Genomic DNA, 25,625 nt, shown 5'->3' with positions numbered 1-25,625 from the left:
CCGACCGGGGTAGATTCGTCCCCATGACGTCCCCCCTGGGCCGGCTGCGCCCCGAGCACCTGCCGGCCCGACGGGTCGCCGACCTCGTCCGTGACCTGGACGTGCGTCCGGCCGCGGGCGGCGAGCCGCTGACCTCCGACCTCGTCCTGACCGGCGTGAGCATGGCCAGCGCGGACACCGCGCCGGGCGACCTGTTCGTGGCGGTCCCCGGGCTGAAGGTGCACGGCGCCCGGTTCGCCGCGGACGCGCTCGCGCGGGGCGCCGTCGCGGTGCTCACGGACGCCGAGGGCGCCGACCTCGTGCGCACCGGCGTCCCCGGTGCCGTGGTGCTCGTCGGCGACGACGTGCGGGCCCTGGCCGGCCCGGTCGCGGCCTGGCTGCACGGCGACCCGGCGCGCCACCTCGTCACGGTCGGTGTGACCGGGACCAACGGCAAGACGACCACGACGTACTTCGTCGACGCGGCGCTGCGGGCCGTCCACGAGAGCACCGCGGTGCTCGGCACCGTCGAGCTGCGGATCGGCGACGACGCCGTCGAGAGCCCCCGCACGACCGTCGAGGCGCCCGTCCTGCAGTCGCTGCTGGCGCTGGCCGTCGAGCGCGGCGCCGGTGCGCTGACCACCGAGGTGTCCTCGCACGCGCTCGCGCTGGGCCGCGTCGGGGGCCTGCGGTTCGACGTCGTGGGCTTCACCAACCTCCAGCGCGACCACCTGGACTTCCACGGCGACATGGAGGGCTACTTCCGCGACAAGGCGCGGCTGTTCGCGCCCGGGCAGGCGGCGCGCGGCGTCGTCGTCGTGGACGACGAGTGGGGCCGGCGGCTGGCGCGCGAGGCCCAGATCCCCGTCGAGACCGTCGCGACGCACGCCGGGTCGCCCGAGGCGCAGGACGCGGACTGGGCCGTGGTCGAGGCGGACGTCGGCCTCGACGGCGTCGGCTCCCGGTTCGTGCTGCGGGGCCCGGACGGCGCACGCCACGAGGCCGCGAGCCCGCTGCCCGGCCTGGTGAACGTGTCCAACGCGGCCCTGGCCGTGGTCCTCGCGCACGCCGCGGGCGTGCCGCTGGACGCCGCGGCCGCCGCCGTGGGGCGGGCGCACCAGATCCCCGGACGTATGGAGCGCGTCGTCGAGCGCGGCGACGGCTTCCCGCTGTGCCTGGTCGACTACGCGCACACCCCCGACGCGCTCGTGCTCGCGCTGGAGGCCGTGCGCCCCATCACGCCCGGCCGGCTGGTGATCGTGTTCGGCTCCGACGGCGACCGCGACCGCGGCAAGCGCCCGATGATGGGCGAGATCGCGGCCCGGCTGGCCGACGTGCTCGTCGTGACCGACGAGAACCCCCGTTCGGAGGACCCCGCAACCGTCCGCGCGGCGATCCTCGACGGGGTACGGTCCGTGCGGCCCGACATGGCCGACGTGCACGAGGCCACCAGCCGCGCGCAGGCGATCGCCGACGCCCTGCGCCTGACCACCGACGAGGACACGATCATCATCACCGGCAAGGGGCACGAGCCCACCCAGGAGATCGCCGGGGTGTTCCACCGGTACAACGACCGCGACGTGCTCCTCGCCGCCCGCGCCGAGCGCCAGGGGCCGCACGCGTGATCGCGCTCACGGCGGCCGAGATCGCGGCCGCGACGGGCGGAGCCCTGTCCGCGGTCGACCCCCGCACGGTCGTGGCCGGTGCGGTCGTCACGGACTCGCGCGAGGTCGAGCCCGGCGGGCTGTTCGTGGCCCTGCCCGGCGAGCACGTCGACGGGCACGACTTCGCGCCCGTCGCGGTGGCTGCCGGTGCGGCCCTCGTGCTCGCGGCGCGCCCCCTGACGGGCGCCGACGGCACCGACCTGCCCGTGGTCGTCGTGCCGGACGTCGAGGTCGCGCTCGGCGACCTGGCGGCCGCGGTGCTCGTGCGCCTGCGCGAGGCGGCGACCGCCCCGGGCGGCAGCGGTCTGCGCGTCGTGGGCGTCACCGGCTCGGTCGGCAAGACGACGACCAAGGACCTGCTCGCGCAGGTGTGCGGCGCCGTCGGCCCCACGGTCGCGCCGGTGCGGTCCTTCAACAACGAGATCGGGCTGCCCCTGACGGTGCTGCGCGCCGACGAGCAGACCCGCTTCCTGGTCCTCGAGATGGGGGCGAGCGGTCCCGGCCACCTGACGTACCTGACCCGGATCGCCCCGCCGGACGTCTCGACCGTGCTGGTCGTGGGCCAGGCGCACCTGGGCGGGTTCGGCGGGATCGAGGCGGTCGCCCGCGCGAAGTCCGAGATCGTCCAGGGCCTGCTGCCCGACGGCGTCGCCGTGCTCAACGCCGACGACCTGCGCGTGCGGGCGATGGCCGCCCTCGCCCCGGGCGAGGTCGTGCTCTTCGGCCAGTCGGAGGGCGCCCACGTGCGCGCCGTCGACGTCACGCTCGACCGGGCCGGACGCGCGTCCTTCACGCTGCGCCACGCACCCGTCGACGGCCCGGTGCAGGACGTCCCGGTGGCGCTGCGGCTCGTCGGCGAGCACCACGTGCACAACGCGCTCGCCGCGGCCGCGACGGCGCTGGCCGTGGGCCTGCCGCTGGGCACGGTCGCCGAGGGCCTCACGGCCGCCGACGCGCTCAGCCCGCACCGCATGCACGTCGTCGACCGCCCCGACGGCATCACCGTGATCGACGACTCGTACAACGCGAACCCCGACTCGATGCGCGCCGCGCTGAAGGCGCTGGCCGTGCTCGCCGGGCGCGACCGTCGATCCGTCGCGGTGCTCGGCGAGATGCTCGAGCTCGGCGACGACGCCCGCACCGCGCACGACGCGATCGGCCGGCTCGTCGTCCGCCTCAACGTCGGCCTCACGGTCGTCGTCGGCGAGGGCGCGCGTGCGATCCGCGACGGTGCGAACCACGAGGGCTCGTGGGGCGACGAGGTCGTGCTGGCCGACGACGTCGCGGCGGCCGAGGCGTTCCTGCGCGACGAGCTGCGCCCGGGCGACGTCGTCCTGGTCAAGTCCTCGTACGGCGCGGGACTGTGGCGCCTCGGCGACGTCCTCGTGGAGGGCGACGCGTGATCGCCGTCCTGCTCGCCGGCGGCGCGTCCATGATCGTCGCGCTCCTCGGCACGCCGCTGTTCATCCGGTTCCTCGTGCACCGCCAGTACGGGCAGTTCATCCGGCAGGACGGGCCGACCGCGCACTTCACCAAGCGTGGCACCCCCACCATGGGCGGCGTCGTCATCATCGGCGCGACCCTGCTGGGCTGGGCCGCCGCGCTGCTCATCACCCGGACCCCGCCGAGCGCGTCGGCCGTGCTCGCGCTGTTCCTCATGACCGGCCTGGGTGTCGTCGGGTTCCTCGACGACTTCATCAAGATCTCCCGGCAGCGCAGCCTCGGGCTCAGCGCCCGGGCCAAGATCGTCGGGCAGGGGCTCGTCGGCATCACGTTCTCCGTGCTGGCGCTGCAGTTCCCCAACGACCAGTTCCGCACGCCCGCCTCGACACGGATCTCGTTCATCCGCGACACCGACCTCGACCTGGCCTTCGCGGGCGCGACGGTCGGGCTGATCCTCTTCGTGGTGTGGGCGAACTTCCTCATCACGGCGTGGTCCAACGGCGTGAACCTCACCGACGGCCTCGACGGGCTGGCCACGGGCGTCTCGCTCGTGGTCTTCGGCGCCTACGTCATCGTCGGCGTCTGGCAGTTCAACCAGTGGTGCCAGTCCGTGACCACCGCCGGCCCGCGGTGCTACGAGACCCGTGACCCGTTGGACCTGGCCGTCGTGGCGGCGGCCATCACCGGGGCCCTGTTCGGGTTCCTGTGGTGGAACGCCAGCCCGGCCAAGATCTTCATGGGCGACACAGGCTCCCTCGCGCTCGGCGGCGCCCTCGCGGGCCTGTCGATCCTCACGCGGACCGAGATCCTCGCAGCGATCATCGGCGGGATGTTCGTGCTCATCGTGCTCTCCGACGTCATCCAGATCGGCTTCTTCAAGATGACCGGCAAGCGCGTGTTCAAGATGGCGCCGCTGCACCACCACTTCGAGCTCTCGGGGTGGGGCGAGGTCACGATCGTCATCCGGTTCTGGATCATCGCCGGGCTGTTCGTCGCGCTCGGCGTCGGGATCTTCTACGCCGAGTGGGTGGCGCAGTAGTGGGCGCGCCGACGTCGCCCGTCGCGCTCGAGGGCCGTGCGGTCCTCGTCGCCGGGCTGGGGATCAGCGGGCGCGCCGCCGCGCAGGCGCTCACCGACCGCGGAGCGGCGGTCGTGACGTTCGACGACCGTGCCGACGACGCGCACGCCCACGACCTCGCGGCCCTCGGCCCCGACCTGCGGGGCGCCGAGCTCGTCGTCGCCTCACCGGGGCTGCCGCCCCACCACGAGGTGCTCGCCGCCGCGCGCGCCCGGGGCGTGCCCGTGTGGAGCGAGGTCGAGCTCGCGTGGCGCCTGCGCGCGCCGCGCACCGACGGGTCCGGCCCGGCCCCCTGGCTCGCCGTGACCGGCACCAACGGCAAGACCACGACCGTGGGCATGCTCGAGTCGATCCTGCGGGCCGCGGGCCGGCACACGCTCGCCGTCGGCAACGTCGGCACGCCCGTCGTGCAGGCCGCGGTCGACCCGTCGCTCGACGTGCTCGCCGTCGAGCTCTCGTCGTTCCAGCTGCACCACACGACGTCGATGTCGGCCCAGGCCGCCGCCGTGCTCAACGTCGCGGCCGACCACCTGGACTGGCACGGGTCGCTCGACGCCTACGCGGCGGACAAGGGGCGCATCTACGAGCACGCCCAGGTGGCGTGCGTGTACAACGCCGCCGACCCGCGCACCGAGGCGCTCGTGCGCGAGGCCGACGTCGTCGACGGGGCCGTCGCGGTCGGCTTCACGCTCGGCTCGCCCGGCGTCGGGCAGGTCGGCGTCGTCGAGGACGTGCTCGTGGACCGTGGCTTCGCCCGCCTGCGGCACACCCACGCCGCCGAGCTCGGCACCCTCGACGACCTCGCCCGCCTCGCCGGCCCCGACGGGCAGGTGCCCCCGCACGTCGTGCAGGACGCGCTCGCCGCCGCCGCGCTCGCGCTGGCCCACGGCGTCGAGCCTGCGCACGTGCGCGACGGTCTGCGCGCGTTCGCGCCCGGCGCGCACCGCATCGTCACCGTCGGCCGCGTCGACGACGTCGCGTACGTCGACGACTCCAAGGCCACGAACGCCCACGCGGCCGCCGCGTCGCTCGCCGCGTTCGGCGAGCGCTCGGTCGTCTGGGTCGCCGGGGGCCTGGCCAAGGGCGCGACCTTCGACGAGCTGGTCCGCACCCGCCGTGACCGGCTGCGCGGCGTCGTGCTCATCGGCGTCGACAGGGCGCCGCTGCGCGACGCCCTGGCCCGACACGCGCCCGACGTGACCGTCGTCGAGGTCGACGGCGGTGACACTGGGGCGGTGATGACCCGCGCGGTGGAGGCGGCGCGCCGGCTCGCCGCCGGCGTGCCCGAGGGCGCGGCGCCCACCGGTGCGCCCGTCACCGTGCTGCTCGCCCCGGCCTGCGCCTCGATGGACCAGTTCACCTCGTACGCCCACCGCGGCGACGCGTTCGCGGCCGCCGTGCGTGCCGCGCAGGGGACGTCGTGACCGCCACGGCCGTGCGCACCCCGGCCACCGACGGGCCCCGGGGCCGCTGGGCCGAGCGCTCGCGGCTGCTCGGCGCGTGGAACTCCGTCGTCACGTCCTACTACGTGATGGCCTCCACGACGACGCTGCTCGTCGTCGTGGGGCTGGTGTTCGTGCTCTCGTCGTCGAGCGTGGAGTCGCTCGCGGCGGGGGACTCGCCCTACGCCGTCTTCCTCAACCAGGCGCAGTACGCGCTCATCGGCCTGCCTGTGCTGCTCGTGGCCTCGCGGCTGCCGGTGCGGCTGTACAAGGCCGTCGCCTGGCCGGCCCTTGCCGTCGCGGTCGCGTTCCAGATGCTCGTGTTCGTCCCCGGCCTCGGCATGGGCGAGGGCGGGAACATGAACTGGGTCCGCATCGGCGGGTTCACCGCGCAGCCGTCCGAGGCCGTCAAGCTCGCGCTCGCGCTGTGGCTCGGCGTCGTCCTGGCCCGCAAGCTCCCGCTGCTGCACGAGTGGCAGCACGCCGTGGTGCCCGCGGTGCCGGTCGCGGGCGTGGCCATCGGCACCGTCCTGCTCGGCCACGACCTCGGGACCGCCATGGTCATGGTCCTGCTCGTGGCCGGCGCGATGTTCGTCGCGGGGGTCCCCCTGCGCATCTTCGGCGCCGCGGCGGTCCTCGCCGGGGTCGGCGTCGCGTTCCTCACGATCGGCAGCGACAACCGCATGACGCGCATCTCCTCGTGGCTGTCCGGCAGCTGCGACGTCACCAACGAGTGCTACCAGACGCTGCACGGCGGCTGGGGGCTGGCCACCGGCGGGTTCGGCGGCCTCGGCCTCGGCGAGAGCCGCGAGAAGTGGTCGTACCTGCCCGCGGCGCACAACGACTTCATCTTCGCGATCCTCGGGGAGGAGCTCGGCCTGGTGGGCACCCTCCTGGTGCTCGCGCTGTTCGCGCTGCTGGCGGCGGCGATGATCCGCGTCGTCCGGCGGCACGAGGACCCGTTCGTCAAGATCACCACGGCCGCGATCTGCACGTGGATCATCGGGCAGGCCCTCATCAACATCGCCGTCGTCATCGGCCTGGCCCCCGTGATCGGCGTGCCCCTGCCGCTGGTGTCCGCGGGCGGGTCCGCGCTCATCATGACGATGGCCGCGCTCGGCGTGGTGATCTCGTTCGCCCGCAGCGAGCCCGGGGCACCCGAGGCGCTCGCGGCCCGCGCCGGCGTCGTGCGCCGCTCCCTCGCCGTGATCGGGCGGACCCGTGGCTGAGCCGCGCGTGTCCGTGCTGCTCGCCGGCGGCGGCACCGCCGGGCACGTCAACCCCCTCCTCTCGGTGGCCGACGCCCTGCGCGCCCGGCACCCCGACGCCGTCGTCGCCGTGCTCGGCACCGCCGAGGGCCTCGAGTCGCGGCTCGTGCCCGAGCACGGGTACACGCTCGAGGTCGTCCCGCGCGTCCCGCTGCCGCGACGGCCCACGCTCGACCTGCTGCGGCTGCCGGGCCGGCTCAAGGACGCCGTCGACGCGGCGTCCGACGCGATCAGCCGCCACGGGGCGCAGGTGGTCGTGGGCTTCGGCGGGTACGTCTCGACGCCCGCCTACCTCGCCGCGCACCGGCGCGGGATCCCCATCGTCGTGCAGGAGCAGAACGCCCGGCCCGGCATCGCCAACCGCCTCGGCGCACGCTGGGCCGACGCGGTCGCCGTGACGTTCCCCGGCACCGCCCTGCCCGGTGCGCAGGTGACGGGCATGCCGCTGCGCGCGTCGATCGAGCGCCTGGCCGCGGAGCGCGCCGCCGACCCCTGGGGCACCCGCGTCCGGGCCGCGCACGCCCTCGGGCTCGACCCGTCGACCACGACGCTCCTGGTCACCGGCGGGTCGCTCGGCGCCGTGAACGTCAACCGGGCCGTCGTCGGCGCCGCCGCCGCGCTCCTGGGCAGCGGCGTCCAGGTGCTGCACCTGACCGGCACCGGCAAGGCCGACGACGTCCGCGCCGCGCTGCGCGGTGTCGCCGGCGCCGACCGCTACCACGTGCGCGAGTACCTCACGTCGATGGAGCAGGCCCTCGCGGTCGCGGACGTCGTGGTCGCCCGCTCGGGCGCCGGGACGGTCTGCGAGCTCGCGGCCCTCGGCATCCCCGCGGTGTACGTGCCGCTGCCCATCGGCAACGGCGAGCAGCGCCTCAACGCGGCGTCCGTGGTCGACGCCGGCGGCGGGGTGCTCGTGGACGACGAGGAGTTCACACCCGCCTGGGTGCGCAGCCACGTGGTGCCGCTGCTCGGCGGCGCCGGGCACACCGACGCGCACCACGTGCGCGCGGCGATGGCACGGGCGGCCGCGGGTGCCGGCGTGCGCGACGGCGCGGACCGGGTGGTGCGGCTCGTCGAGGCGCTGCTGCCCACGGGCGCGGCCCCGGCCCGCTCCGTCACGGGCTCGGCCGTGCCGCACCGCCCGGCGGCGCTGTCGCCCGCGACGGTCGCGCTGCCGATGCTCGCGCCGCCGGACGACGACGCGTGGGACGACGAAGGGTGGACGCAGGACGTGCCGGACGACCCGACCGACGACGGGCCGGAGCCCGCACCCGCGGCACCCCTCGTGCCGGAGCCCACGACGACCCTGGCCGACCTCGGACGCCGCGTGCACCTCGTCGGCGTGGGCGGGGCCGGCATGTCGGCGATCGCGCCGCTCCTCGCCGCCCGCGGGCTGCAGGTCAGCGGGTCCGACGCGCACGACGGCCCCGCGCTCGCGGGGCTGCGCGCCGCCGGGGTGCGGGTGCACGTCGGGCACGAGGCCGGGCTCGTCGACGGGGTCGACACGCTCGTCGTGTCCTCCGCCGTGCGCGAGACGAACCCGGAGCTCGCCCGGGCGCGCGAGCGCGGCGTGCGGGTCCTGCACCGGTCGCAGGCGCTCGCGGCCCTCATGGCGGACCGCGACGCGGTCGCGGTCGCGGGCGCCCACGGTAAGACGACGACGTCGGCGATGATCGCCACCGCGCTCGTCGAGGTCGGTGCCGACCCGTCGTTCGCGATCGGCGGTGTGGTGCGCTCGGCGTCCGGCACGCTCGGCGGCAGCCGGCACGGGGCGGGTCCGTTCGTCGCGGAGGCCGACGAGTCCGACGGATCCTTCCTGGCGTACGCGCCGCTGGTGGCGGTCGTGACGAACGTCGAGCCCGACCACCTGGACCACTACGGCACGCGCGAGGCGTTCGAGGACGCGTTCGTGGCGTTCGCGGCCCGGATCCGGCCGGGCGGCATGCTCGTGGCCTGCGCCGACGACGACGGTGCGCGCCGGCTCGTCGCTGCGGTGCACGACGACCTCGCGTCCCGCGACGTCGTCGTGGTGACGTACGGACGGTCGGCCGATGCGGACGTGCGGGTCTCGGAGCCGCGCCCGACGCAGGACGAGCGCTGGGAGGTCGAGGTCACGCCCCGCGGCGAGCGCCCTGTGCGGCTGCGGCTGCGGGTGCCCGGGGCGCACAACGCCCTCAACGCCGCGGCCGCCTGGTGCGCGCTGCGCCGGCTGGGTGCCGCGCCCGAGACGGCCGCGCGCGGCCTCGACGGGTTCGTCGGCACGGGCCGCCGGTTCGAGGACCGCGGCACGGTCGGGGGCGTGCGCGTGGTCGACGACTACGCGCACCACCCGACGGAGGTCGCGGCGCTGCTGCGCGCCGCGCGCCAGGTCGTCGGCGGCGGTCGGGTCCTCGCCCTGTTCCAGCCGCACCTGTACTCGCGGACGCGCACGTTCGCGTCGCAGTTCGGGCGGGCCTTCGACCTCGCGGACCTCGTCGTGGTGACGGACATCTACGCCGCGCGCGAGGACCCGGAGCCGGGCGTGACCGGTGCGCTCGTCGTCGCGCACGTGCCGACGCCCGACCGGGCGCGGTTCGTCGCGGACAAGGTCGCGGCCGCGCGCCTCCTGGCCGACCAGGCACGACCGGGGGACCTCCTGCTCACGGTCGGGGCCGGTGACGTCACCGAGCTCGGCGCCGTCGTGCTGGCCCGGCTCCGGGAGCGTGCGGGGGTCGGCCGCGCGTGAGCCCTGCCCGTCCGCCGACGCCCCGACGCCCCGCGCGCCCCGCCGCGCCGCGGCCCGGTGGCGCGCGGACGGGCGCCACGTCGACGGGTGCGACACCGACGACCGCGAAGCCGACGGGTACGACACCGACCGGCGCCACGAAGGCGGGCGCCGAGGACCCGGGTGCCCGGCAGGCACGCGCCACGCCGTCGGGCGCGACGCCGACGGTGGTCCCCGGGTCCGGCCCTCGGGCCACGGCTTCCGGGGTCCGGTCGGCCCGGGGCGGGCCGGTGCCCTCGCAGCGACGGGACGTGACGAGTCCCACGACGGGCGCGACGCGCCAGGTGACGACGTACACCGTCGGGTCGCGGTTCTCCGGGCCGGTGCGCCCGGCGGTGGTGTCGACGACGTCGCAGGAGCGGTTCGCCGAACGGGCCCGTGCGCGGCGCAACCTCGCACGTCGTCAGGTGGCGGGCGTGGTGGGCGGGGTCGTGGCGGTCGCCGCGCTGGCGTGGCTCCTGCTGCTCTCGCCGGTGCTGGCGCTCGACGCGGACGAGGTCGTCGTCACCGGGGCGGGCACCGTGGTGGCCGTCGACCAGGTGCTCGCCGTGGTGGAGCCGTCCGGCGGGACGCCCCTGCCGCGCCTGGACACCGTGGGCCTGCGGGACGCGCTGCTGGAGGTCCCGGGGGTGCGCGAGGCGCGGGTGATGCGGGTGTGGCCGCACGGTCTGGCCGTCCAGCTGGTCTCGCGCGAGCCGGTGGCGGCGGTGCCCGAGCCGGGCGGCGGCGACGGGTGGGCGCTGCTGGACGAGGAGGGCGTGCAGGTCGGTCGCGCGGACGCGCCGCCGGAGGGCCTGCCCGCCGTGGACGTGCCGGTCGGTGACGAGCGCACCCTCGACGCGGTGCTGCTGGTGCTCGAGGGTCTGCCGCAGGACCTGCTCGCGCAGGTGGCGGGCGTGTCGGCGCGGACGCAGGACACGGTCACGATGCAGCTGCGCGACGGCGACCGTGTCGACTGGGGGAGCGCGGACGAGACGGCCCTGAAGGTCGCGGTGCTGCAGGCGCTGCGCGCGTCGGCGGAGGCGGCGTCGGCGACCGTGTTCGACGTGTCGGCCCCGCGCATGCCGATCACCCGTTGACCGGCGTGGCGCGCGCGACACGCGGAGCGTGGTCGTTGATCGACCGGGACGCGGCACCTAGCGTCACCACCGAACGCAGTTGACATAACTCTAACCCTCAAGTAGAGGGTGAAGGTTGAACGCAGGACGTCCCGCGCACCGGGACGAGCAACCCCGCGGCCCCGTTGCCGCACCGCGAGCGAACGAGAGGCACCCACCGTGGCAGCTCCGCAGAACTATCTGGCGGTCATCAAGGTCGTCGGCATCGGCGGAGGCGGCGTCAACGCCGTCAACCGCATGATCGAGGTCGGCCTCAAGGGTGTCGAGTTCATCGCCATCAACACCGACGCGCAGGCGCTGCTGATGTCGGACGCCGACGTCAAGCTCGACGTCGGCCGCGAGCTCACGCGCGGCCTCGGCGCCGGCGCCGACCCCGAGGTCGGCAAGAAGGCCGCCGAGGACCACGCCGAGGAGATCGAGGACGTCCTGCGCGGCGCCGACATGGTCTTCGTCACCGCGGGGGAGGGCGGCGGCACCGGCACCGGCGGGGCCCCCGTCGTCGCGCGCATGGCCCGCTCGCTCGGCGCGCTGACGATCGGCGTGGTCACGCGCCCGTTCACGTTCGAGGGGCGCCGCCGCTCGGTCCAGGCCGACGCGGGCATCGACGCCCTGCGTGCCGAGGTCGACACCCTCATCGTCATCCCCAACGACCGCCTGCTGTCGATCTCCGACCGGTCGGTGTCGGTCCTGGACGCCTTCCACTCGGCCGACCAGGTGCTGCTGTCCGGCGTCCAGGGCATCACCGACCTCATCACGACACCCGGCCTGATCAACCTCGACTTCGCCGACGTGAAGTCCGTGATGCAGGGCGCGGGGTCGGCCCTCATGGGCATCGGCTTCGCCCGCGGCGAGGACCGGGCGGTGCAGGCCGCCGAGATGGCGATCTCCTCGCCGCTGCTCGAGGCCAGCATCGACGGCGCCCACGGCGTGCTGCTGTCCATCCAGGGCGGCTCCGACCTCGGCCTGTTCGAGATCAACGAGGCCGCGCGCCTCGTGCAGGAGGCCGCGCACCCCGAGGCCAACATCATCTTCGGCGCCGTCATCGACGACGCCCTGGGCGACGAGGTCCGGGTCACGGTGATCGCCGCGGGCTTCGACGGCGGCGGGCCGGTGCAGCGCCGCGACGCCCGCGCGCTCGGGCAGGTGAGCGGCTCCACGCCGCGGCAGGTGCCGTCGGTGCCGACCGGTCCCGCGATCGCGGCCGTGCCGTCGCCGCGCCCGGTGCAGGTGCCGGACGAGGACCTCGTGCCGGTCGGCACGCTGCGCCCCGTCGCGCCGGAGCCGGTCCGCGAGGTCCCCACGTTCCTGCCCTCCCACCACGAGCCGGCGCCCGCGACCGGCGCTCTCGAGGTGCCGCGGATCCTCTCCGAGGAGCCCGTGCGTCGCGAGCGCGACGAGCTCGACGTGCCCGACTTCCTCAAGTGACCCGACCGGCCGGTCGGGTCGGAGCCGGCACCGGGCCGCGGGCGTGAGCATCGGCTTCGCGCCGGTCGACCTCGGCCCCGGGGTGCTCGCGGGCTTCACGGACCGGCGCGGCGGCGTCAGCCGCGGCCCGTGGGCCGGTCTCGACCTCGGGACGGCCGTGGGCGACGACCCCGACGACGTCGCCCGCAACCGGCTGCTGCTGGCCGAGCGCGTCGGGGCCGTCGTGACCTTCGCCACGCAGGTGCACGGGGCGCGGGTCGTCACGGTCGGTGGCGCCGGCGGGCCGCACGGCCTGCCCGGCGGCCCGGACGTCGGCGAGGCGGACGCGCTCGTGACCACGACCCCCGGCGTCGCGGTGGGGGTCTACGTCGCGGACTGCCTCCCCGTGCTGCTCGCGGACGCCGGTGCCGGGGTCGTCGCGGCCGTGCACGCGGGCCGGCCCGGGCTGCTCGCGGGTGTGGTCGAGGCCGCCGTCGACGCGGCCTTCGCCGCCGGTGCGCGGCCCGACCACCTCGTGGCCGCGCTCGGCCCGTGCATCGCGGGGCGGTCCTACGAGGTGCCCGAGCAGATGCGGGCCGACGCCGCACGCCGGGTCCCGGCCGCGGCGTCGACGACGGCGTGGGGGACGCCGGCGGTCGACCTGCGTGCCGGTGCGGAGGCCGTCCTGCGCTCACGCGGTGTGCAGATCCTGCACAAGGACGACCGGGACACCTTCACCGATCCCGACCTCTACTCCCACCGGCGCGCCACGACCACGCCCGACCCGGAGGTCGGGGCCCGCACGGGACGCCTCGCGGGCGTCGTCCGGCTGCTCCCGCGCTGAGCGGACGGCCCCGGCGACGCGTTTCACCCGCGCGTCGCGCGCCCCCGCCCCCGCGTGTCGGCAGGTGCGGCACAGCGCGCGTTGCTAGCGTGACCGGCGCAGCCGTCGTCGTCCCCGCCCGACCGCGGGGACGGGGCGGCTGCAGGGACCAGGTGGTTCCGGGAGACGGGAGACGACGCGATGGCCGGAGCGCTGCGCAAGACGATGCTGTACCTCGGTCTGGCCGACGACCGGGCCGAGCACGACGAGTACCTGGACGAGTACGAGGAGACGGAGGCGATCGTGCCCGAGGAGTCGTACGAGGCCCAGGTGACCCCGCTGCACCGCACGCCGCGCGTGGCGGCCGTGGCGCCGGTCACGACCGGTGACGCGAGCGACCTGCGGCGCATCACGACGATCCACCCGCGCTCGTACAACGACGCGCGCAAGATCGGCGAGGCGTTCCGCCAGGGCACGCCCGTCATCATGAACCTCACGGACATGGACGACGCGGACGCCAAGCGTCTGGTCGACTTCTCCGCCGGGCTGATCTTCGGCCTGCACGGGGCGATCGAGCGGGTGACGAGCAAGGTGTTCCTGCTCTCGCCCGCGCACGTCGAGGTCGCCGGCGACCGCCCGGCGCCCGAGCCCGCGACCCGCTCCGGCTTCTACAACCAGAGCTGATCGGCGTGGGCTTCGTCTTCTCCCTGCTGTACCTGCTCGTCCTGATCTTCTTCCTGCTCCTCCTGGTCAGGCTCGTGCTGGACTGGGTGCAGGTGTTCGCGCGCGACTGGCGCCCCAGCGGCGTGGTCCTCGTGGTGGCCGAGGCCACGTACACGGTGACCGACCCGCCGCTGCGGGCGCTGCGTCGGGTCCTGCCGCCCATCGGGATCGGCTCGATCCGCTTCGACCTGGCCTTCCTGGTCCTCGCGCTCGGGTGCTCGCTCCTGCTCTCGGTCCTCGCCACGCTCGCCCGGTAGCGGCCGCGCGAGGACCCTCACGCCCCTGCGGGGGCCTCGTGGGCTCGATCCCGGCGCGCCGTCCGCACGGTGTGTCGCGACGAGTGCGGCCCGCGCAATGTCCGCTACGGTGGCCCGAGGCGGTCGGTGGACTGCCACCGGCCTGAGCCAGCACGACCGACAGAGGTGACGACGATGGCACTGCTGACCGCAGACGACGTCCTGAACAAGAAGTTCCAGGCGACCAAGTTCCGCGAGGGGTACGACCAGGACGAGGTCGACGACTTCCTGGACGAGGTCGTCAACACCCTGCGCGACCTGCAGGGCGAGAACGACGACCTCAAGACGAAGCTCGCTGCGGCGGAGCGGCGCATCGCCGAGCTCAGCCGGGCCGGTGCCCAGCAGCAGGCGCCCGCGCCGAAGCCGGAGCCCGCCCCGGTGCCCGAGCCGCAGCCGGTGCCGGTGCCGGCCATGCAGGCCCCCGCCCCCGTCGTGCAGGCCCCGGTCCAGGTCGGTGGGCCCGGCCGCGGCAACGAGCCCGAGTCGGCGACGGGCATGCTCGCGCTGGCGCAGAAGCTGCACGACGACTACGTGCGCAGCGGCCAGGAGGAGTCCGACCGCCTCGTCAACGAGGCCAAGTCCCGTGCCAACCGCATCGTGCGCGAGGCCGAGGAGACGTCGCAGCGCACGCTCGGCCAGCTCGAGCAGGAGCGGTCGCTCCTCGAGCGCAAGATCGACGAGCTGCGGGTCTTCGAGCGCGACTACCGCACGCGCCTGAAGAGCTACCTGGAGAATCTGCTCGGCGACCTGGAGAACCGCGGCAACGCGCTGCCGCCGCGTGCGGGCCAGGTGCCCGAGAACCAGACCATCTGACGTCCCGCACGCACGTCACCCCACCGCCGGCGCCCTCGTGGTGCCGGCGGTGACGTGCGTCCGGGCCCGGTGCGTCCGTCTGCGTGCCGGGCGGTCGTCCGGGTCGTGACACCTCGCGCGGCGCGCCGGGACTCGTGTTGTGCGGTGGCGGCGACACGCATACAGTCGCGGCACTCGAGACGGGGGGAACGTCCGTGGCCATCAACGATGCAGTCAGAACGACGACGAGGTCCGAGCGTGGGGTGCCGGTCGACCCGGCCACGCTGCCGGTGCGCGCCGGCGAGGACCCGTGGGCGGAGGACGAGGTCGAGGCCGTCGCGGCCGAGCTCGCGTCCGACCGTGCGCGGCTGACCGCCGAGCTGGCGGCCGCCGACGCCGAGCTGTCCGACCTGCTGCGCAACTCCGGCGAGGGCGCCGGGGACGACCAGGCCGACTCCGGCTCGTCGGCCCTGGAGCGTGAGCACGAGCTGACGCTGGTCAACAACACGCGCCAGCTCCTCGAGCAGACCGAGCACGCGCTCGACCGGCTCGCCGCCGGCACGTTCGGCGCGTGCGAGCAGTGCGGCGAGGCGATCGGCAAGGCGCGCCTGCAGGCGTTCCCCCGCGCGACGCTGTGCGTGCGCTGCAAGCAGCGCGAGGAGCGTCGCTGACGCCGACGGACGGGCGTCGGGCGCTGCGTAGACTCCTGCGGTGCCCACGAACGACGAGAACGACCCGGCCGCCGACGTGAGCGCCGGTCCCCAGCAGGTGGCGCCGCCCCGGCGGCGCCACCTGCTGCGTCTGCTGACCGGCCTGACCGCGGGCGTGCTGCTCGTGGACCAGCTGACGAAGGTGTGGGCGGTGGCCGCCCTCGAGGAGGGGGAGCGGATCCCGCTGCTGGGCGAGCTGTTCGGTCTGCAGCTGATCCGCAACCCGGGTGCGGCGCTGGGCATCGCGACCGGCATGACCTGGGTGCTCACCGTGGTCGCCGTCGTGGTCGTGGTGGTGGTCGCGCGGGCCTCGCGCCGGATCGGCTCCACCGGGTGGGCGGTCGCGCTGGGCCTGCTGCTGGGCGGTGCGCTGGGCAACCTCGTCGACCGGCTGGTCCGCGAGCCGGGCGTCGGCAGCGGCCACGTGATCGACTTCCTCGCCTACTGGCGCCTGTTCATCGGCAACGTCGCCGACATCGCGATCGTCGCCGCGGCCGTCCTCGTCGTGCTCCTCACGGCGCGCGGCATCCACCTGGACGGGACCCGCGACTCCGACGCGGACGCCCCGCCCGCGTCGGACGGAGCCGTCGACCCTGCGGAGGAGCCGCACGCCGAGGGCGCCCGCGAGGACCGGGCGTGAGCGGCACACGGGCGCTGCCCGTCCCCGACGGGCTCGCGGGCGAGCGCGTCGACGCGGGTCTGGCCCGCCTCCTCGGGCTCTCCCGCACGCGTGCCGGGCAGATCGCCGCCGACGGCGGCGTCCGGGTCGACGGCCGCGAGGTCGGCAAGTCCGACCGGCTCGTGGCGGGCGCGTGGCTCGAGGTGGAGATCGTCGAGCCGGCACCGGCCGTCGAGGTCGAGCCCGAGCCGGTGCCCGGCATGCGGATCGTGCACGACGACGACGACCTGGTCGTCATCGACAAGCCGGTGGGCGTCGCGGCCCACCCGTCGCCGGGCTGGACGGGTCCGACCGTCGTCGGCGCGCTGGTCGCGGCGGGCTATCGGGTGGCGACGTCGGGCCCCGCCGAGCGGCAGGGCATCGTGCACCGCCTCGACGCCGGCACGTCCGGCCTCATGGTCGTCGCCAAGAGCGAGCACGCGTACACCGCCCTGAAGCGGGCGTTCAAGGAGCGCACGGTCGAGAAGGTGTACCACGCGCTCGCGCAGGGCCACCCCGAGCCGACGAGCGGCACGGTCGACGCGCCGATCGGGCGGCACCCGTCCTCGGACTGGAAGTTCGCGGTGGTGGCGGACGGCAAGCCCTCGGTCACGCACTACGAGCTGCTGGAGATGCTGCCCGCGGCGTCCCTGCTGGAGATCCACCTCGAGACGGGTCGCACCCACCAGATCCGCGTGCACATGGCGGCCCTGCGCCACCCGCTCGTGGGCGACCTCACCTACGGCGCGGACCCCACGCTCGCGGCGCGCGTCGGCCTGAGCAGGCAGTGGCTGCACGCCATGCGGCTGGGGTTCGAGCACCCGGGGACGGGCTCCTGGTTCGAGGTCGCGAGCGACTACCCGGACGACCTCGCGCACGCGCTGGAGACCCTCGCGGCCGGCTGGCGCTGAGCCCCGGCCGGCGGGCGGACGGGCGTGCCGACGGGGCGTCCGTGCCGTCGGTCACGGGGCCGCGCGTGTCGCCGGAGACGTCCGAGCACGCGCCTAGGATGGCCGTCATGCCCCTGCCCCGACGCGCCAGCAGCCCCGTCGTCGACGTCCGGGAGGTGCGCCGGTGAGCGGGCAGGGGTTCGTCCACCTGCACAACCACACCGAGTTCTCGATGCTCGACGGGGCGGCCCGCGTCGACGACCTGTTCGCCGAGGCGCAGCGCCTGGGGCAGACGGCGCTGGCGATCACCGACCACGGCTACCTGTTCGGCGCCTTCGACTTCTGGAAGAAGTCCAAGGCGTACGGCATCAAGCCCATCATCGGGGTCGAGGCGTACGTCACGCCCGGCACCAGCCGGTTCGACCAGACGCGCGTGCGCTGGGGCGAGCAGCACCAGGCGTCCGACGACGTCTCGGCACGTGGTGCCTACACCCACATGACGATCTGGGCGCGCAACAACGAGGGCATGCGCAACCTCTTCCGGCTGGGCTCGCTGGCCTCGCTCGAGGGGCAGATGGGCAAGTGGCCGCGCATGGACCGCGAGCTGCTGAGCACCTACGCGTCGGGCCTGATCGCGACCACGGGCTGCCCGTCGGGCGAGGTGCAGACGCGCCTGCGGCTGGGGCAGTGGGACGAGGCCGTGCGCGCCGCGGGCGAGATGCAGGACCTGTTCGGTAAGGACAGCTTCTACGTCGAGGTCATGGACCACGGCCTCGACATCGAGCGCCGGGTCATCAAGGACCTGCGCCGCCTCGCGCAGGCCATCGACGCCCCGCTCGTGGCGACGAACGACCTGCACTACACGCGCCACGAGGACTCGCACGCGCACGGCGTGCTGCTGTGCGTGCAGTCGGGGTCGACGCTCGCGGACCCGGACCGCTTCAAGTTCGACGCGGACAACTTCTACCTGCGCCCCGCCGAGGAGATGCGCCAGGTCTGGGCGGAGCTGCCCGAGGCGTGCGACAACACCCTGCGGATCGCCGAGCAGTGCGAGATCGAGTTCGACACGAACGCGAACTACATGCCGCGCTTCCCCGTGCCCGCCGGCGAGAACGAGGACTCCTGGTTCGTCAAGGAGGTCGAGGTCGGCCTGCAGCGCCGGTACAAGGGTGCGGTCCCGGACGACGTGCGCAAGCAGGCCGAGTACGAGACCGAGGTCATCACGAGCCTCGGGTTCTCGGGGTACTTCCTCGTCGTCGCCGACTTCATCAACTGGGCGAAGGCGCAGAACATCCGCGTCGGGCCCGGCCGAGGGTCCGCGGCCGGGTCGATGGCGTCGTACGCCATGGGCATCACCGAGCTCGACCCGTTGCAGCACGGCCTGATCTTCGAGCGGTTCCTCAACCCCGAGCGCGTGTCGTGGCCCGACGTCGACGTCGACTTCGACGAGCGCCGGCGCGGCGAGGTCATCCGCTACGTCACGGACAAGTACGGCGCCGACCGTGTCGCGCAGATCGTCACGTACGGCTCCATCAAGGCCAAGCAGGCCCTCAAGGACGCCTCGCGGGTGCTGGGCTTCCCGTTCGCGATGGGGGAGAAGCTCACCAAGGCGATGCCGCCGGCCGTGATGGGCAAGGACATCCCGCTGGCCGGGATCTTCGACGAGAAGCACGACCGGTACGCCGAGGCGGAGGAGTTCCGCCAGCTCGTGGCCACCGACCCGGACGTCGCCCGCGTCGTGGAGACCGCGCGCGGCCTGGAGAACCTCAAGCGCCAGTGGGGCGTGCACGCCGCCGGCGTCATCATGTCCAGCGAGCCGCTGCTGGACATCCTGCCGATCATGAAGCGCCCGCAGGACGGCGCGATCATCACGCAGTTCGACCAGCCGGGCGCCGAGGCGCTCGGGCTGATCAAGATGGACTTCCTGGGCCTGCGCAACCTCACGATCCTCGACGACGCGCTCGAGAACATCGTGATGAACGGCAAGGAGCCCCTGCAGATCGAGGACGTCCCCCTCGACGACCCGAAGACGTACGAGCTGCTGGGGCGCGGTGACACGCTCGGCGTGTTCCAGCTCGACGGCGGGCCCATGCGGGCCCTGCTGCGCCAGATGCGCCCCGACAACTTCGAGGACATCTCCGCCGTCATCGCGCTGTACCGGCCCGGCCCGATGGGCGTGAACTCGCACACGAACTACGCGCTGCGCAAGAACGGCCTGCAGCAGATCGAGCCGATCCACCCCGAGCTGGAGGGCCCGCTCGAGGAGGTCGTCGGCGTCACGCACGGCCTGATCGTCTACCAGGAGCAGGTCCAGAAGGCCGCGCAGATCCTCGCCGGCTACACGCTCGGCCAGGCAGACCTGCTGCGCCGCGCGATGGGCAAGAAGAAGAAGGAGATCCTCGACAAGGAGTTCGTGCCGTTCCAGGCCGGCTGCCGCGAGCGGGGCTACTCCGACGCCGCGATCCAGGCGGTGTGGGACGTCCTGGTGCCGTTCGCGGGCTACGCCTTCAACAAGGCGCACTCCGCGGCGTACGGCGTCGTGTCCTACTGGACGGCGTACCTCAAGGCGAACTACCCGGTCGAGTACATGGCCGGCCTGCTCACGAGCGTGCGTGACGACAAGGACAAGTCGGCGCTGTACCTCAACGAGTGCCGCCGCATGGGCATCACGGTCCTGCCGCCGGACGTCAACGACTCCTCGGCGCTGTTCACGGCCGTGGGCGCGGACATCCGGTTCGGGCTGACCGCGGTGCGCAACGTCGGGGCCAACGTCGTGGACGCCATCGTGCGGGCGCGCGAGGAGAAGGGCGCGTTCACCTCCTTCACCGACTTCCTCGACAAGGTGCCGGCCGTGGTCTGCAACAAGCGGACCATCGAGTCGCTCATCAAGGCCGGGGCGTTCGACTCCCTCGGGCACCCGCGCCGGGCGCTGCTGCTCGTCCACGAGCAGGCCGTCGACGCGGTCATCGGGGTCAAGCGCAAGGAGGCCGAGGGGCAGTTCGACCTGTTCGCCGACGTCTTCGGCGCGGACGAGGAGGCCGGCTTCGCGGTCGCCGTGCCCGAGGTGCCGGACTGGGACAAGAAGCAGCGCCTGGCGTTCGAGCGGGAGATGCTGGGCCTGTACGTCTCGGACCACCCGCTCTCGGGCCTCGAGCACGTCCTGTCCGCGGCGGCCGACGTCTCGGTCGCCACCCTGATGGCCGACGAGGCGCGGCCCGACGGGTCCCAGGTCGTCGTCGCCGGGCTCGTCACGTCGTTGCAGCGCAAGATGTCCAAGCAGGGCAACCCGTGGGCCGCGGTCGTGCTCGAGGACCTCGAGGGCTCGGTCGAGGTGATGTTCTTCGGCGAGACGTACCTGGCCTACTCCACCGTGCTCGCCGAGGACGCGGTCATCGTGCTCAAGGGCCGGGTGCGGCGCCGGGACGACACGATGCAGCTCCAGGCGATGGAGGTGACGCTGCCGGACACGTCGCAGACCGCGGACTCGCCGGTGGTGGTGACCCTCGCGGAGTCGCGCTGCACGCCCCCGGTGGTCGACCGGCTGCGCGAGGTCCTGCACACCCATCCCGGGGTCACCGAGGTGCACCTGCGCCTGACCAACCCGGGGCGGACCACGGTCGTGCGGCTGGACGACTCCTGGCGGGTGCAGCGCTCGCCGTCGCTCTACGGCGACCTCAAGGCCCTCCTGGGGCCGAGCTGCCTCGGGGGTCCGTCCGGTCCTTAACTCTTGCGTTATATAACGCAGAGTGAAAACATGAGGACGTGCACGCGATGGACGCCCTCGGCGACCCCGTCCGCCGCCGCCTCGTCGAGCTCCTCGGCACGCAGCGGCGGTCCGCCGGTGCGCTCGCCGCGGCCGTCGCCGAGGAGCTGGGCCTGAGCCAGCCGGCGGTCTCCCGCCACCTGCGGGTGCTGCGGGAGGCCGGCGTCGTCGACGTCGAGCGCGACGGGACGCGCCGGCTGTACGCCGTCCGGACCGAGGCGCTCGACGAGGTCGAGGCGTGGGCCGCACGCGTCGTCGGGCGCTGGCAGCCCCACCTGGACGCCCTCGCCACCGAGGTCGCCCGGGGTCGCCGCGAGGACCGCGCGCACAGCACCGACGTCGGCGCACCCGCGACGACGGCCGACCGCCAGGAGGCGTCATGAGTGCGACACCGACCGGACCGGGGCAGCCCCCGGAGCCCCTCGCCGTGCTGCGGCTGGGCGAGCGCGATGCGGAGGTCGAGCTGCGGCGCAGCTACCCGACCACCGCGGACGACCTGTGGGACGCGCTGACGGCCCCCGGGCGCGTCCGGCGCTGGCTCGGCGCGCTGCACGGGGACCTGCAGCCCGGCGGCACGGTCCAGCTGCGCATGGGCGACGACGTCCCGGGCGCCGACGACGTGGCGACGTGCACGGTGCTGGTCTGCGAGCCGCCGGAGCACCTGCGGCTCGACTGGCGGTTCCCCGGGGAGGAGGTCTCCCGGGTCGACGTGGCGCTCGTGCCGCGCGGCGCGCAGGGCACCGAGCTCGTCCTGCGCCACGCACGGCTCGCCGACGGTGCGGCCCGGGGCTACGCCGGCGGCTGGCACGTGGTGGCCGACCAGCTCGACGACCACCTCGCCGGCCGTCAGGTCCGCTCCTGGGACGACCTGTTCGACGCGCGGCTCGCCCTCTACCCCGCCGCGGGGCCCCGGGCGTCCTAGCTACTCGTCGTCGTCGAGCTCGACCACGGCCTGCACGGGCCCGCCCGGCAGGTCCACCTGGACGACGTCGCCGACCTGCAGCTGGCGGCCGCGGCGCGTCTCGGGCTCGCCGTTCACGGTGACCGCGTCGTCGAGGAGCAGCGCACGGGCGTGCCCGCCGTTCTCGGCGACCCCCACGAGCTTGAGGAACATGCCCAGCCGGATCGGTTCGTCGCGCGGTGCCACGGCACCAGTGTGGCAGCCCGTGCGGTGTGCCCGCGGTGCCCGCGCGCCGGCCGCACCGCGCACGTCCGGGTGCCGCGAACCGTCCTAGACTCGGGCGCGTGATCTCCCGCATCGACCTGCGCGGTCGGACCCTGTCGCGTCGTGAGCTGCTCGACGAGCTGCCCCGGGCCGAGCTCGACGTCGAGCACGCCGCCGCGGCGGTCGCCCCGATCCTCGAGCAGGTGCGCGCGCACGGGGCCGCGGCGCTGCGGGACCTGTCCGAGCGGTTCGACGGGGTGCGGCCGGTGCACGTGCGGGTGCCCGCCGAGGTCGTCGCGGCGGCTGTCGGGTCCCTGGACCCGGACGTGCGTGCCGCCCTCGACGAGACGATCGTCCGCGTGCGACGCGTGCACGCCGCGCAGGTGCCCGCCGACCTGACGGTCGACGTCGCGCCCGGTGCCCAGGTGCGCCAGCGGTGGCTGCCCGTGCGCCGGGTCGGCCTCTACGTGCCCGGCGGCCTGGCCGTCTACCCGTCGTCGGTGGTCATGAACGTCGTCGCGGCCCAGGAGGCGGGCGTCGGCTCGCTCGCCGTGGTCTCGCCCCCGCAGAAGGACAACGGCGGCCTGCCCGACCCGGTGGTGCTGGCCACCTGCGCGCTGCTCGGTGTCGACGAGGTCTACGCCGTGGGTGGCGCGCAGGCGGTCGCGATGCTCGCCTACGGGGCCGCCGGCAGCGAGGACGTGGACGGCGCGACGCTCTGCGAGCCCGTCGACGTCATCACCGGCCCCGGGAACGTGTACGTCGCGGCCGCCAAGCGGCTCGTGCGCGGGTTCGTCGGGATCGACTCCGAGGCCGGACCCACCGAGATCGCCGTCCTCGCCGACGGCACCGCGGACGCGGCGCACGTCGCGGCCGACCTCGTCTCGCAGGCCGAGCACGACCCGCTCGCCGCGGCCGTGCTGGTCACGCCGTCGGTCGAGCTGGCGGACGCCGTCGAGGCGGCCCTCGTGGCCCGCGTCGACGCGACCGCGAACCGTGATCGCGTGCTCACCGCGCTGGCCGGGACCCAGTCCGCGATCGTCCTCGTCGACGACCTCGAGGCCGGCCTGGCGGTGGTCAACGGCTACGGGGCGGAGCACCTGGAGATCCAGACCGTCGACGCGCGCGCGTGGGCGGACCGGGTGACCAGCGCGGGCGCCATCTTCGTCGGGCCGTGGAGCCCGGTGTCGCTGGGCGACTACATGGCCGGCTCCAACCACGTGCTGCCCACGGGCGGCTGCGCGCACTTCGCCTCCGGGCTGGGCGTGCACTCGTTCCTGCGGGCGGTGCAGGTCGTGGAGTACGGCCGTGACGCGCTCGCGCAGGTCGCGGACCGGGTGGTGGCGCTCGCCGACGCCGAGGGGCTGCCCGCGCACGGCGAGGCGGTCCGCGCCCGGCTCTGAGCGGCCCAAACGTGCCCGACGGCGGACGCCGCCGGGGCGGCTCGCTCAGCCGACGCCGAGCACGAACGGGCGCACGGCCGTCGCCCCCGCACGGCGCAGCAGGCGTCCGGCGACGGTGAGCGTCCACCCGGTGTCGGTGCGGTCGTCGACGAGCAGCACCCGCTGCCCGGCGACCCGCCCGGCCACGTCGGCGGGCAGGTCGAGGTGGTGCACGACGTCGGCGAGGCGCTGCGCGGAGTTGACGTCGTGGCGCGGCGGCGTGCCCACCGGCAGCAGGCGGCCCGCGTCCGGCACGCCGAGCAGCCGCGCGGTGCCCGCCGCGAGGTGCTCGACGAGCAGCCCCCGGGAGGCCGAGCCGACGGCCACGACGACGTCGACCTCGGGCGCCCACGCCTCGAGCACCTGCCGCACGGGGGTGCGCAGGCCGACGGGCAGCTCGGTCGGCACCTGCTCGCGCAGCGCCTCGCGCAGCGGACCGCCCCACCCCAGGCCGTCGAGCCGCCCGACGGCGCGACCCTCCGTGACGTTCTCCTCCGCGGGGATCCGGCCCCGCAGGTCCAGCCCGAGCGCGGTCAGGCCCGACGGCCACTGCCGGCGCGCGGCGACCGGCTCCCCGGGCACCGCCAGCAGGGCGCGCGCCGCGTCGACGGCCGCACCCGTGGGCGCGGCACCGACCTGGTGCCCCGTGCAGCGGTCGCACCGCCCGCAGGCCCATCCGTCGACGAGCTCGGGGTCGTCGAGCGCCGCGCGCAGGAACGCCATCCGGCACCCGGTCGTGGCCTGGTAGTCGAGCATGGTCCGCTGCTCGGCGTGCCGCGCGGCCGTGACGCGCGCGTAGCGCTCCGCGTCGTACGACCAGGGCCGGCCCGTCGGCTCCCACCCGCCGCGCACGCGCCGGACGGCGCCGTCGACGTCGAGCACCTTGAGCATCCCCTCCAGGCGCGTGCGGCGCAGCGAGACGTACGTCTCCAGCGCCGCGGTCGACAGCGTGCCGTGCTCCGCGAGGGCCGCCAGCGCGGCGCGGACGTCGTCCTCGGGCGGGAACGCCGTCGAGGCGAACCACTCCCAGATCGCGCGGTCGTCCTGGCCGGGCAGCAGCACGACGTCCGCGCGGGACGTCGCACGGCCGGCGCGACCGACCTGCTGGTAGTACGCGATCGGCGAGCTCGGTGCCCCCACGTGGACGACGAAGCCCAGGTCGGGCTTGTCGTACCCCATGCCGAGCGCCGACGTCGCGACCAGCGCCTTGACGCGGTTGGCCAGCAGGTCGCCCTCGAGCGCCTCCCGCTCGGTCGGGTCGGTCTGCCCGGTGTACGCGCGCACGTCCAGGCCTGCGGCGCGCAGGTGCTCGGTGACCTGCTCGACGGCGGCGATGGTCAGGCAGTAGACGATGCCCGACCCGGTCAGCGTCGGCAGGGTCGCCGCGAGCCACGCCAGCCGGCTCGCGACGTCGGGCAGCTCGGTGACCTGCACGTGCAGGCTCGGGCGGTCCAGGCCGCCGCGCAGCACGAGGGTGGGGTCCTGCTCGTCGGCGAGCTGCTCGGCGACGTCGGCGGTGACCCGGGCGTTCGCGGTGGCGGTGGTGGCGAGCACCGGCACGCCCGCGGGCAGGTCGCCCAGCAGCGTGCGGATGCGCCGGTAGTCGGGGCGGAAGTCGTGGCCCCAGTCCGAGACGCAGTGGGCCTCGTCGACCACGACGAGGCCGGCGTCGGCGGCCAGCGACGGCAGGACCTCGTCCCGGAAGCCGGGGTTGTTGAGCCGCTCGGGGGAGACGAGCAGGACGTCGACCTCGCCCGCCGCGATGCGGGCGTGCACGTCCGCCCACTCCTGCACGTTCGCGGAGTTGAGCGTCTGCGCCGCGATGCCCGCGCGGCGTGCGGCGTCGACCTGGTTGCGCATGAGCGCCAGCAGCGGGGACACGATGACCGTGGGGCCGCGCCGGGGGCCGGCGGCGCCCTCGCGCAGCAGCGCCGTCGCGACGAAGTACACCGCGGACTTGCCCCAGCCGGTGCGCTGCACCACGAGCACCCGGCGCCGGTCGGCGACCAGCGCCTCGACGGCCTGCCACTGGTCGTCGTGCAGGCGGGCGTCGTCGCGGCCGACGAGCGCGCGCAGCACCTGCTCGGCACGCTCGCGCAGCGCGGTCCGGTCGACGGGCGGTGCGGCGGGGGGAGCGGGGGTCACCCGGCCAGCCTAGGTCGCACCCCGGACACGGCCGCGGGCGGTGCCGTGCACGTCCCTA

The 25,625-nt window shown here is 74.9% G+C and carries 21 protein-coding genes; 19 read left to right on the top strand and 2 right to left on the bottom strand.

The window, feature by feature from the left end; translation table 11 throughout:
- Positions 1–23 precede the first annotated feature (23 nt).
- The 18 genes from FBY24_RS17725 to FBY24_RS17640 all read left to right on the top strand — a co-directional run bounded on the left by FBY24_RS17725 (position 24) and on the right by FBY24_RS17640 (position 21,737).
- The gene (locus tag FBY24_RS17725) at positions 24–1,604 is read left to right on the top strand and encodes a UDP-N-acetylmuramoyl-L-alanyl-D-glutamate--2,6-diaminopimelate ligase (RefSeq protein WP_142162590.1); all 1,581 of its coding nucleotides are present in this window, start codon (positions 24–26) and stop codon (positions 1,602–1,604) included.
- The gene (gene murF, locus FBY24_RS17720) at positions 1,601–3,046 is read left to right on the top strand and encodes a UDP-N-acetylmuramoyl-tripeptide--D-alanyl-D-alanine ligase (protein ID WP_142162588.1); all 1,446 of its coding nucleotides are present in this window, start codon (positions 1,601–1,603) and stop codon (positions 3,044–3,046) included. The genes FBY24_RS17725 and murF overlap by 4 nt, the downstream gene beginning before the upstream one ends.
- A gap of 29 nt (positions 3,047–3,075) precedes the next feature.
- Positions 3,076–4,125, top strand: coding sequence for a phospho-N-acetylmuramoyl-pentapeptide-transferase (gene mraY / locus FBY24_RS17715; protein ID WP_370511034.1), 1,050 nt, complete (start codon positions 3,076–3,078; stop codon positions 4,123–4,125).
- Positions 4,125–5,588 (top strand): UDP-N-acetylmuramoyl-L-alanine--D-glutamate ligase, encoded by a 1,464-nt coding sequence (gene murD / locus FBY24_RS17710; protein ID WP_142162584.1) that lies wholly within the window; start codon positions 4,125–4,127, stop codon positions 5,586–5,588. The genes mraY and murD overlap by 1 nt, the downstream gene beginning before the upstream one ends.
- Positions 5,585–6,835 (top strand): putative lipid II flippase FtsW, encoded by a 1,251-nt coding sequence (ftsW, locus tag FBY24_RS17705; RefSeq protein ID WP_370511014.1) that lies wholly within the window; start codon positions 5,585–5,587, stop codon positions 6,833–6,835. The genes murD and ftsW overlap by 4 nt, the downstream gene beginning before the upstream one ends.
- Positions 6,828–9,599 (top strand): UDP-N-acetylmuramate--L-alanine ligase, encoded by a 2,772-nt coding sequence (gene murC / locus FBY24_RS19825; RefSeq protein WP_370511013.1) that lies wholly within the window; start codon positions 6,828–6,830, stop codon positions 9,597–9,599. Before ftsW ends, murC begins: the two co-directional genes overlap by 8 nt.
- A 290-nt stretch (positions 9,600–9,889) precedes the next feature.
- The gene (locus tag FBY24_RS17695) at positions 9,890–10,717 is read left to right on the top strand and encodes a cell division protein FtsQ/DivIB (protein WP_255432473.1); all 828 of its coding nucleotides are present in this window, start codon (positions 9,890–9,892) and stop codon (positions 10,715–10,717) included.
- 198 nt (positions 10,718–10,915) lie between these two features.
- Positions 10,916–12,181, top strand: coding sequence for a cell division protein FtsZ (gene ftsZ / locus FBY24_RS17690; protein WP_140460524.1), 1,266 nt, complete (start codon positions 10,916–10,918; stop codon positions 12,179–12,181).
- Positions 12,182–12,224: 43 nt separating this feature from the next.
- A complete protein-coding gene (pgeF, locus tag FBY24_RS17685; protein WP_142162582.1) occupies positions 12,225–13,004 on the top strand; it encodes a peptidoglycan editing factor PgeF in 780 nt (259 codons plus the stop codon).
- 180 nt (positions 13,005–13,184) lie between these two features.
- A complete protein-coding gene (locus FBY24_RS17680) occupies positions 13,185–13,667 on the top strand; it encodes a cell division protein SepF (RefSeq protein WP_142162580.1) in 483 nt (160 codons plus the stop codon).
- A gap of 5 nt (positions 13,668–13,672) precedes the next feature.
- Positions 13,673–13,963 (top strand): YggT family protein, encoded by a 291-nt coding sequence (locus FBY24_RS17675; RefSeq protein ID WP_142162578.1) that lies wholly within the window; start codon positions 13,673–13,675, stop codon positions 13,961–13,963.
- Positions 13,964–14,137: 174 nt separating this feature from the next.
- Positions 14,138–14,815 (top strand): DivIVA domain-containing protein, encoded by a 678-nt coding sequence (locus FBY24_RS17670; RefSeq protein ID WP_140460527.1) that lies wholly within the window; start codon positions 14,138–14,140, stop codon positions 14,813–14,815.
- A gap of 242 nt (positions 14,816–15,057) precedes the next feature.
- A complete protein-coding gene (locus tag FBY24_RS17665) occupies positions 15,058–15,465 on the top strand; it encodes a TraR/DksA family transcriptional regulator (protein ID WP_255432472.1) in 408 nt (135 codons plus the stop codon).
- 40 nt (positions 15,466–15,505) lie between these two features.
- Positions 15,506–16,144 carry a signal peptidase II gene (locus FBY24_RS17660; protein WP_370511012.1) on the top strand — a complete coding sequence of 213 codons (639 nt, stop codon included), beginning with the start codon at positions 15,506–15,508 and terminating at the stop codon, positions 16,142–16,144.
- Entirely contained in the window at positions 16,141–17,073 is a 933-nt protein-coding gene (locus FBY24_RS17655; protein ID WP_142162576.1) for an RluA family pseudouridine synthase, read from the top strand. Before FBY24_RS17660 ends, FBY24_RS17655 begins: the two co-directional genes overlap by 4 nt.
- A gap of 163 nt (positions 17,074–17,236) precedes the next feature.
- The gene (gene dnaE / locus FBY24_RS17650; RefSeq protein ID WP_255432471.1) at positions 17,237–20,776 is read left to right on the top strand and encodes a DNA polymerase III subunit alpha; all 3,540 of its coding nucleotides are present in this window, start codon (positions 17,237–17,239) and stop codon (positions 20,774–20,776) included.
- Between the two features lie 47 nt (positions 20,777–20,823).
- A complete protein-coding gene (locus FBY24_RS17645; RefSeq protein WP_255432541.1) occupies positions 20,824–21,198 on the top strand; it encodes a helix-turn-helix transcriptional regulator in 375 nt (124 codons plus the stop codon).
- On the top strand, positions 21,195–21,737 hold the full coding sequence (locus FBY24_RS17640; protein WP_142162572.1) for an SRPBCC family protein: 543 nt from the start codon (positions 21,195–21,197) through the stop codon (positions 21,735–21,737). Before FBY24_RS17645 ends, FBY24_RS17640 begins: the two co-directional genes overlap by 4 nt.
- Here the strand turns inward: FBY24_RS17640 and FBY24_RS17635 are convergent, their stop codons facing one another.
- Positions 21,738–21,962: an RNA-binding S4 domain-containing protein gene (locus FBY24_RS17635; RefSeq protein ID WP_142162570.1), complete on the bottom strand. Its 225-nt coding sequence runs from the start codon at positions 21,960–21,962 to the stop codon at positions 21,738–21,740. It abuts the gene before it with no gap.
- 98 nt (positions 21,963–22,060) lie between these two features.
- Here FBY24_RS17635 and hisD point away from each other — a divergent pair, with 98 nt between their 5' ends.
- Complete coding sequence (gene hisD, locus FBY24_RS17630; protein ID WP_142162568.1) at positions 22,061–23,383, top strand: histidinol dehydrogenase; 1,323 nt, start codon at positions 22,061–22,063, stop codon at positions 23,381–23,383.
- A gap of 45 nt (positions 23,384–23,428) precedes the next feature.
- Here hisD and FBY24_RS17625 read toward each other — a convergent pair whose 3' ends face one another.
- Positions 23,429–25,567 (bottom strand): RecQ family ATP-dependent DNA helicase, encoded by a 2,139-nt coding sequence (locus tag FBY24_RS17625; protein WP_142162565.1) that lies wholly within the window; start codon positions 25,565–25,567, stop codon positions 23,429–23,431.
- Positions 25,568–25,625: the final 58 nt, after the last annotated feature.

This window comes from Cellulomonas sp. SLBN-39, assembly GCF_006715865.1.
GTDB lineage: Bacteria > Actinomycetota > Actinomycetes > Actinomycetales > Cellulomonadaceae > Cellulomonas.
This window is presented reverse-complemented; position numbering and strand designations above follow the sequence as displayed.

What these genes read in the sequence shown, in the direction of transcription:
- FBY24_RS17725 (WP_142162590.1), top strand. Translation starts at nt 24, where the DNA reads ATGACGTCCCCCCTGGGCCGGCTGCGCCCCGAGCACCTGCCGGCCCGA.
- mraY (WP_370511034.1), top strand. Translation starts at nt 3,076, where the DNA reads ATGATCGTCGCGCTCCTCGGCACGCCGCTGTTCATCCGGTTCCTCGTG.
- FBY24_RS17680 (WP_142162580.1), top strand. Translation starts at nt 13,185, where the DNA reads ATGGCCGGAGCGCTGCGCAAGACGATGCTGTACCTCGGTCTGGCCGAC.
- FBY24_RS17670 (WP_140460527.1), top strand. Translation starts at nt 14,138, where the DNA reads ATGGCACTGCTGACCGCAGACGACGTCCTGAACAAGAAGTTCCAGGCG.
- FBY24_RS17645 (WP_255432541.1), top strand. Translation starts at nt 20,824, where the DNA reads ATGGACGCCCTCGGCGACCCCGTCCGCCGCCGCCTCGTCGAGCTCCTC.
- FBY24_RS17640 (WP_142162572.1), top strand. Translation starts at nt 21,195, where the DNA reads ATGAGTGCGACACCGACCGGACCGGGGCAGCCCCCGGAGCCCCTCGCC.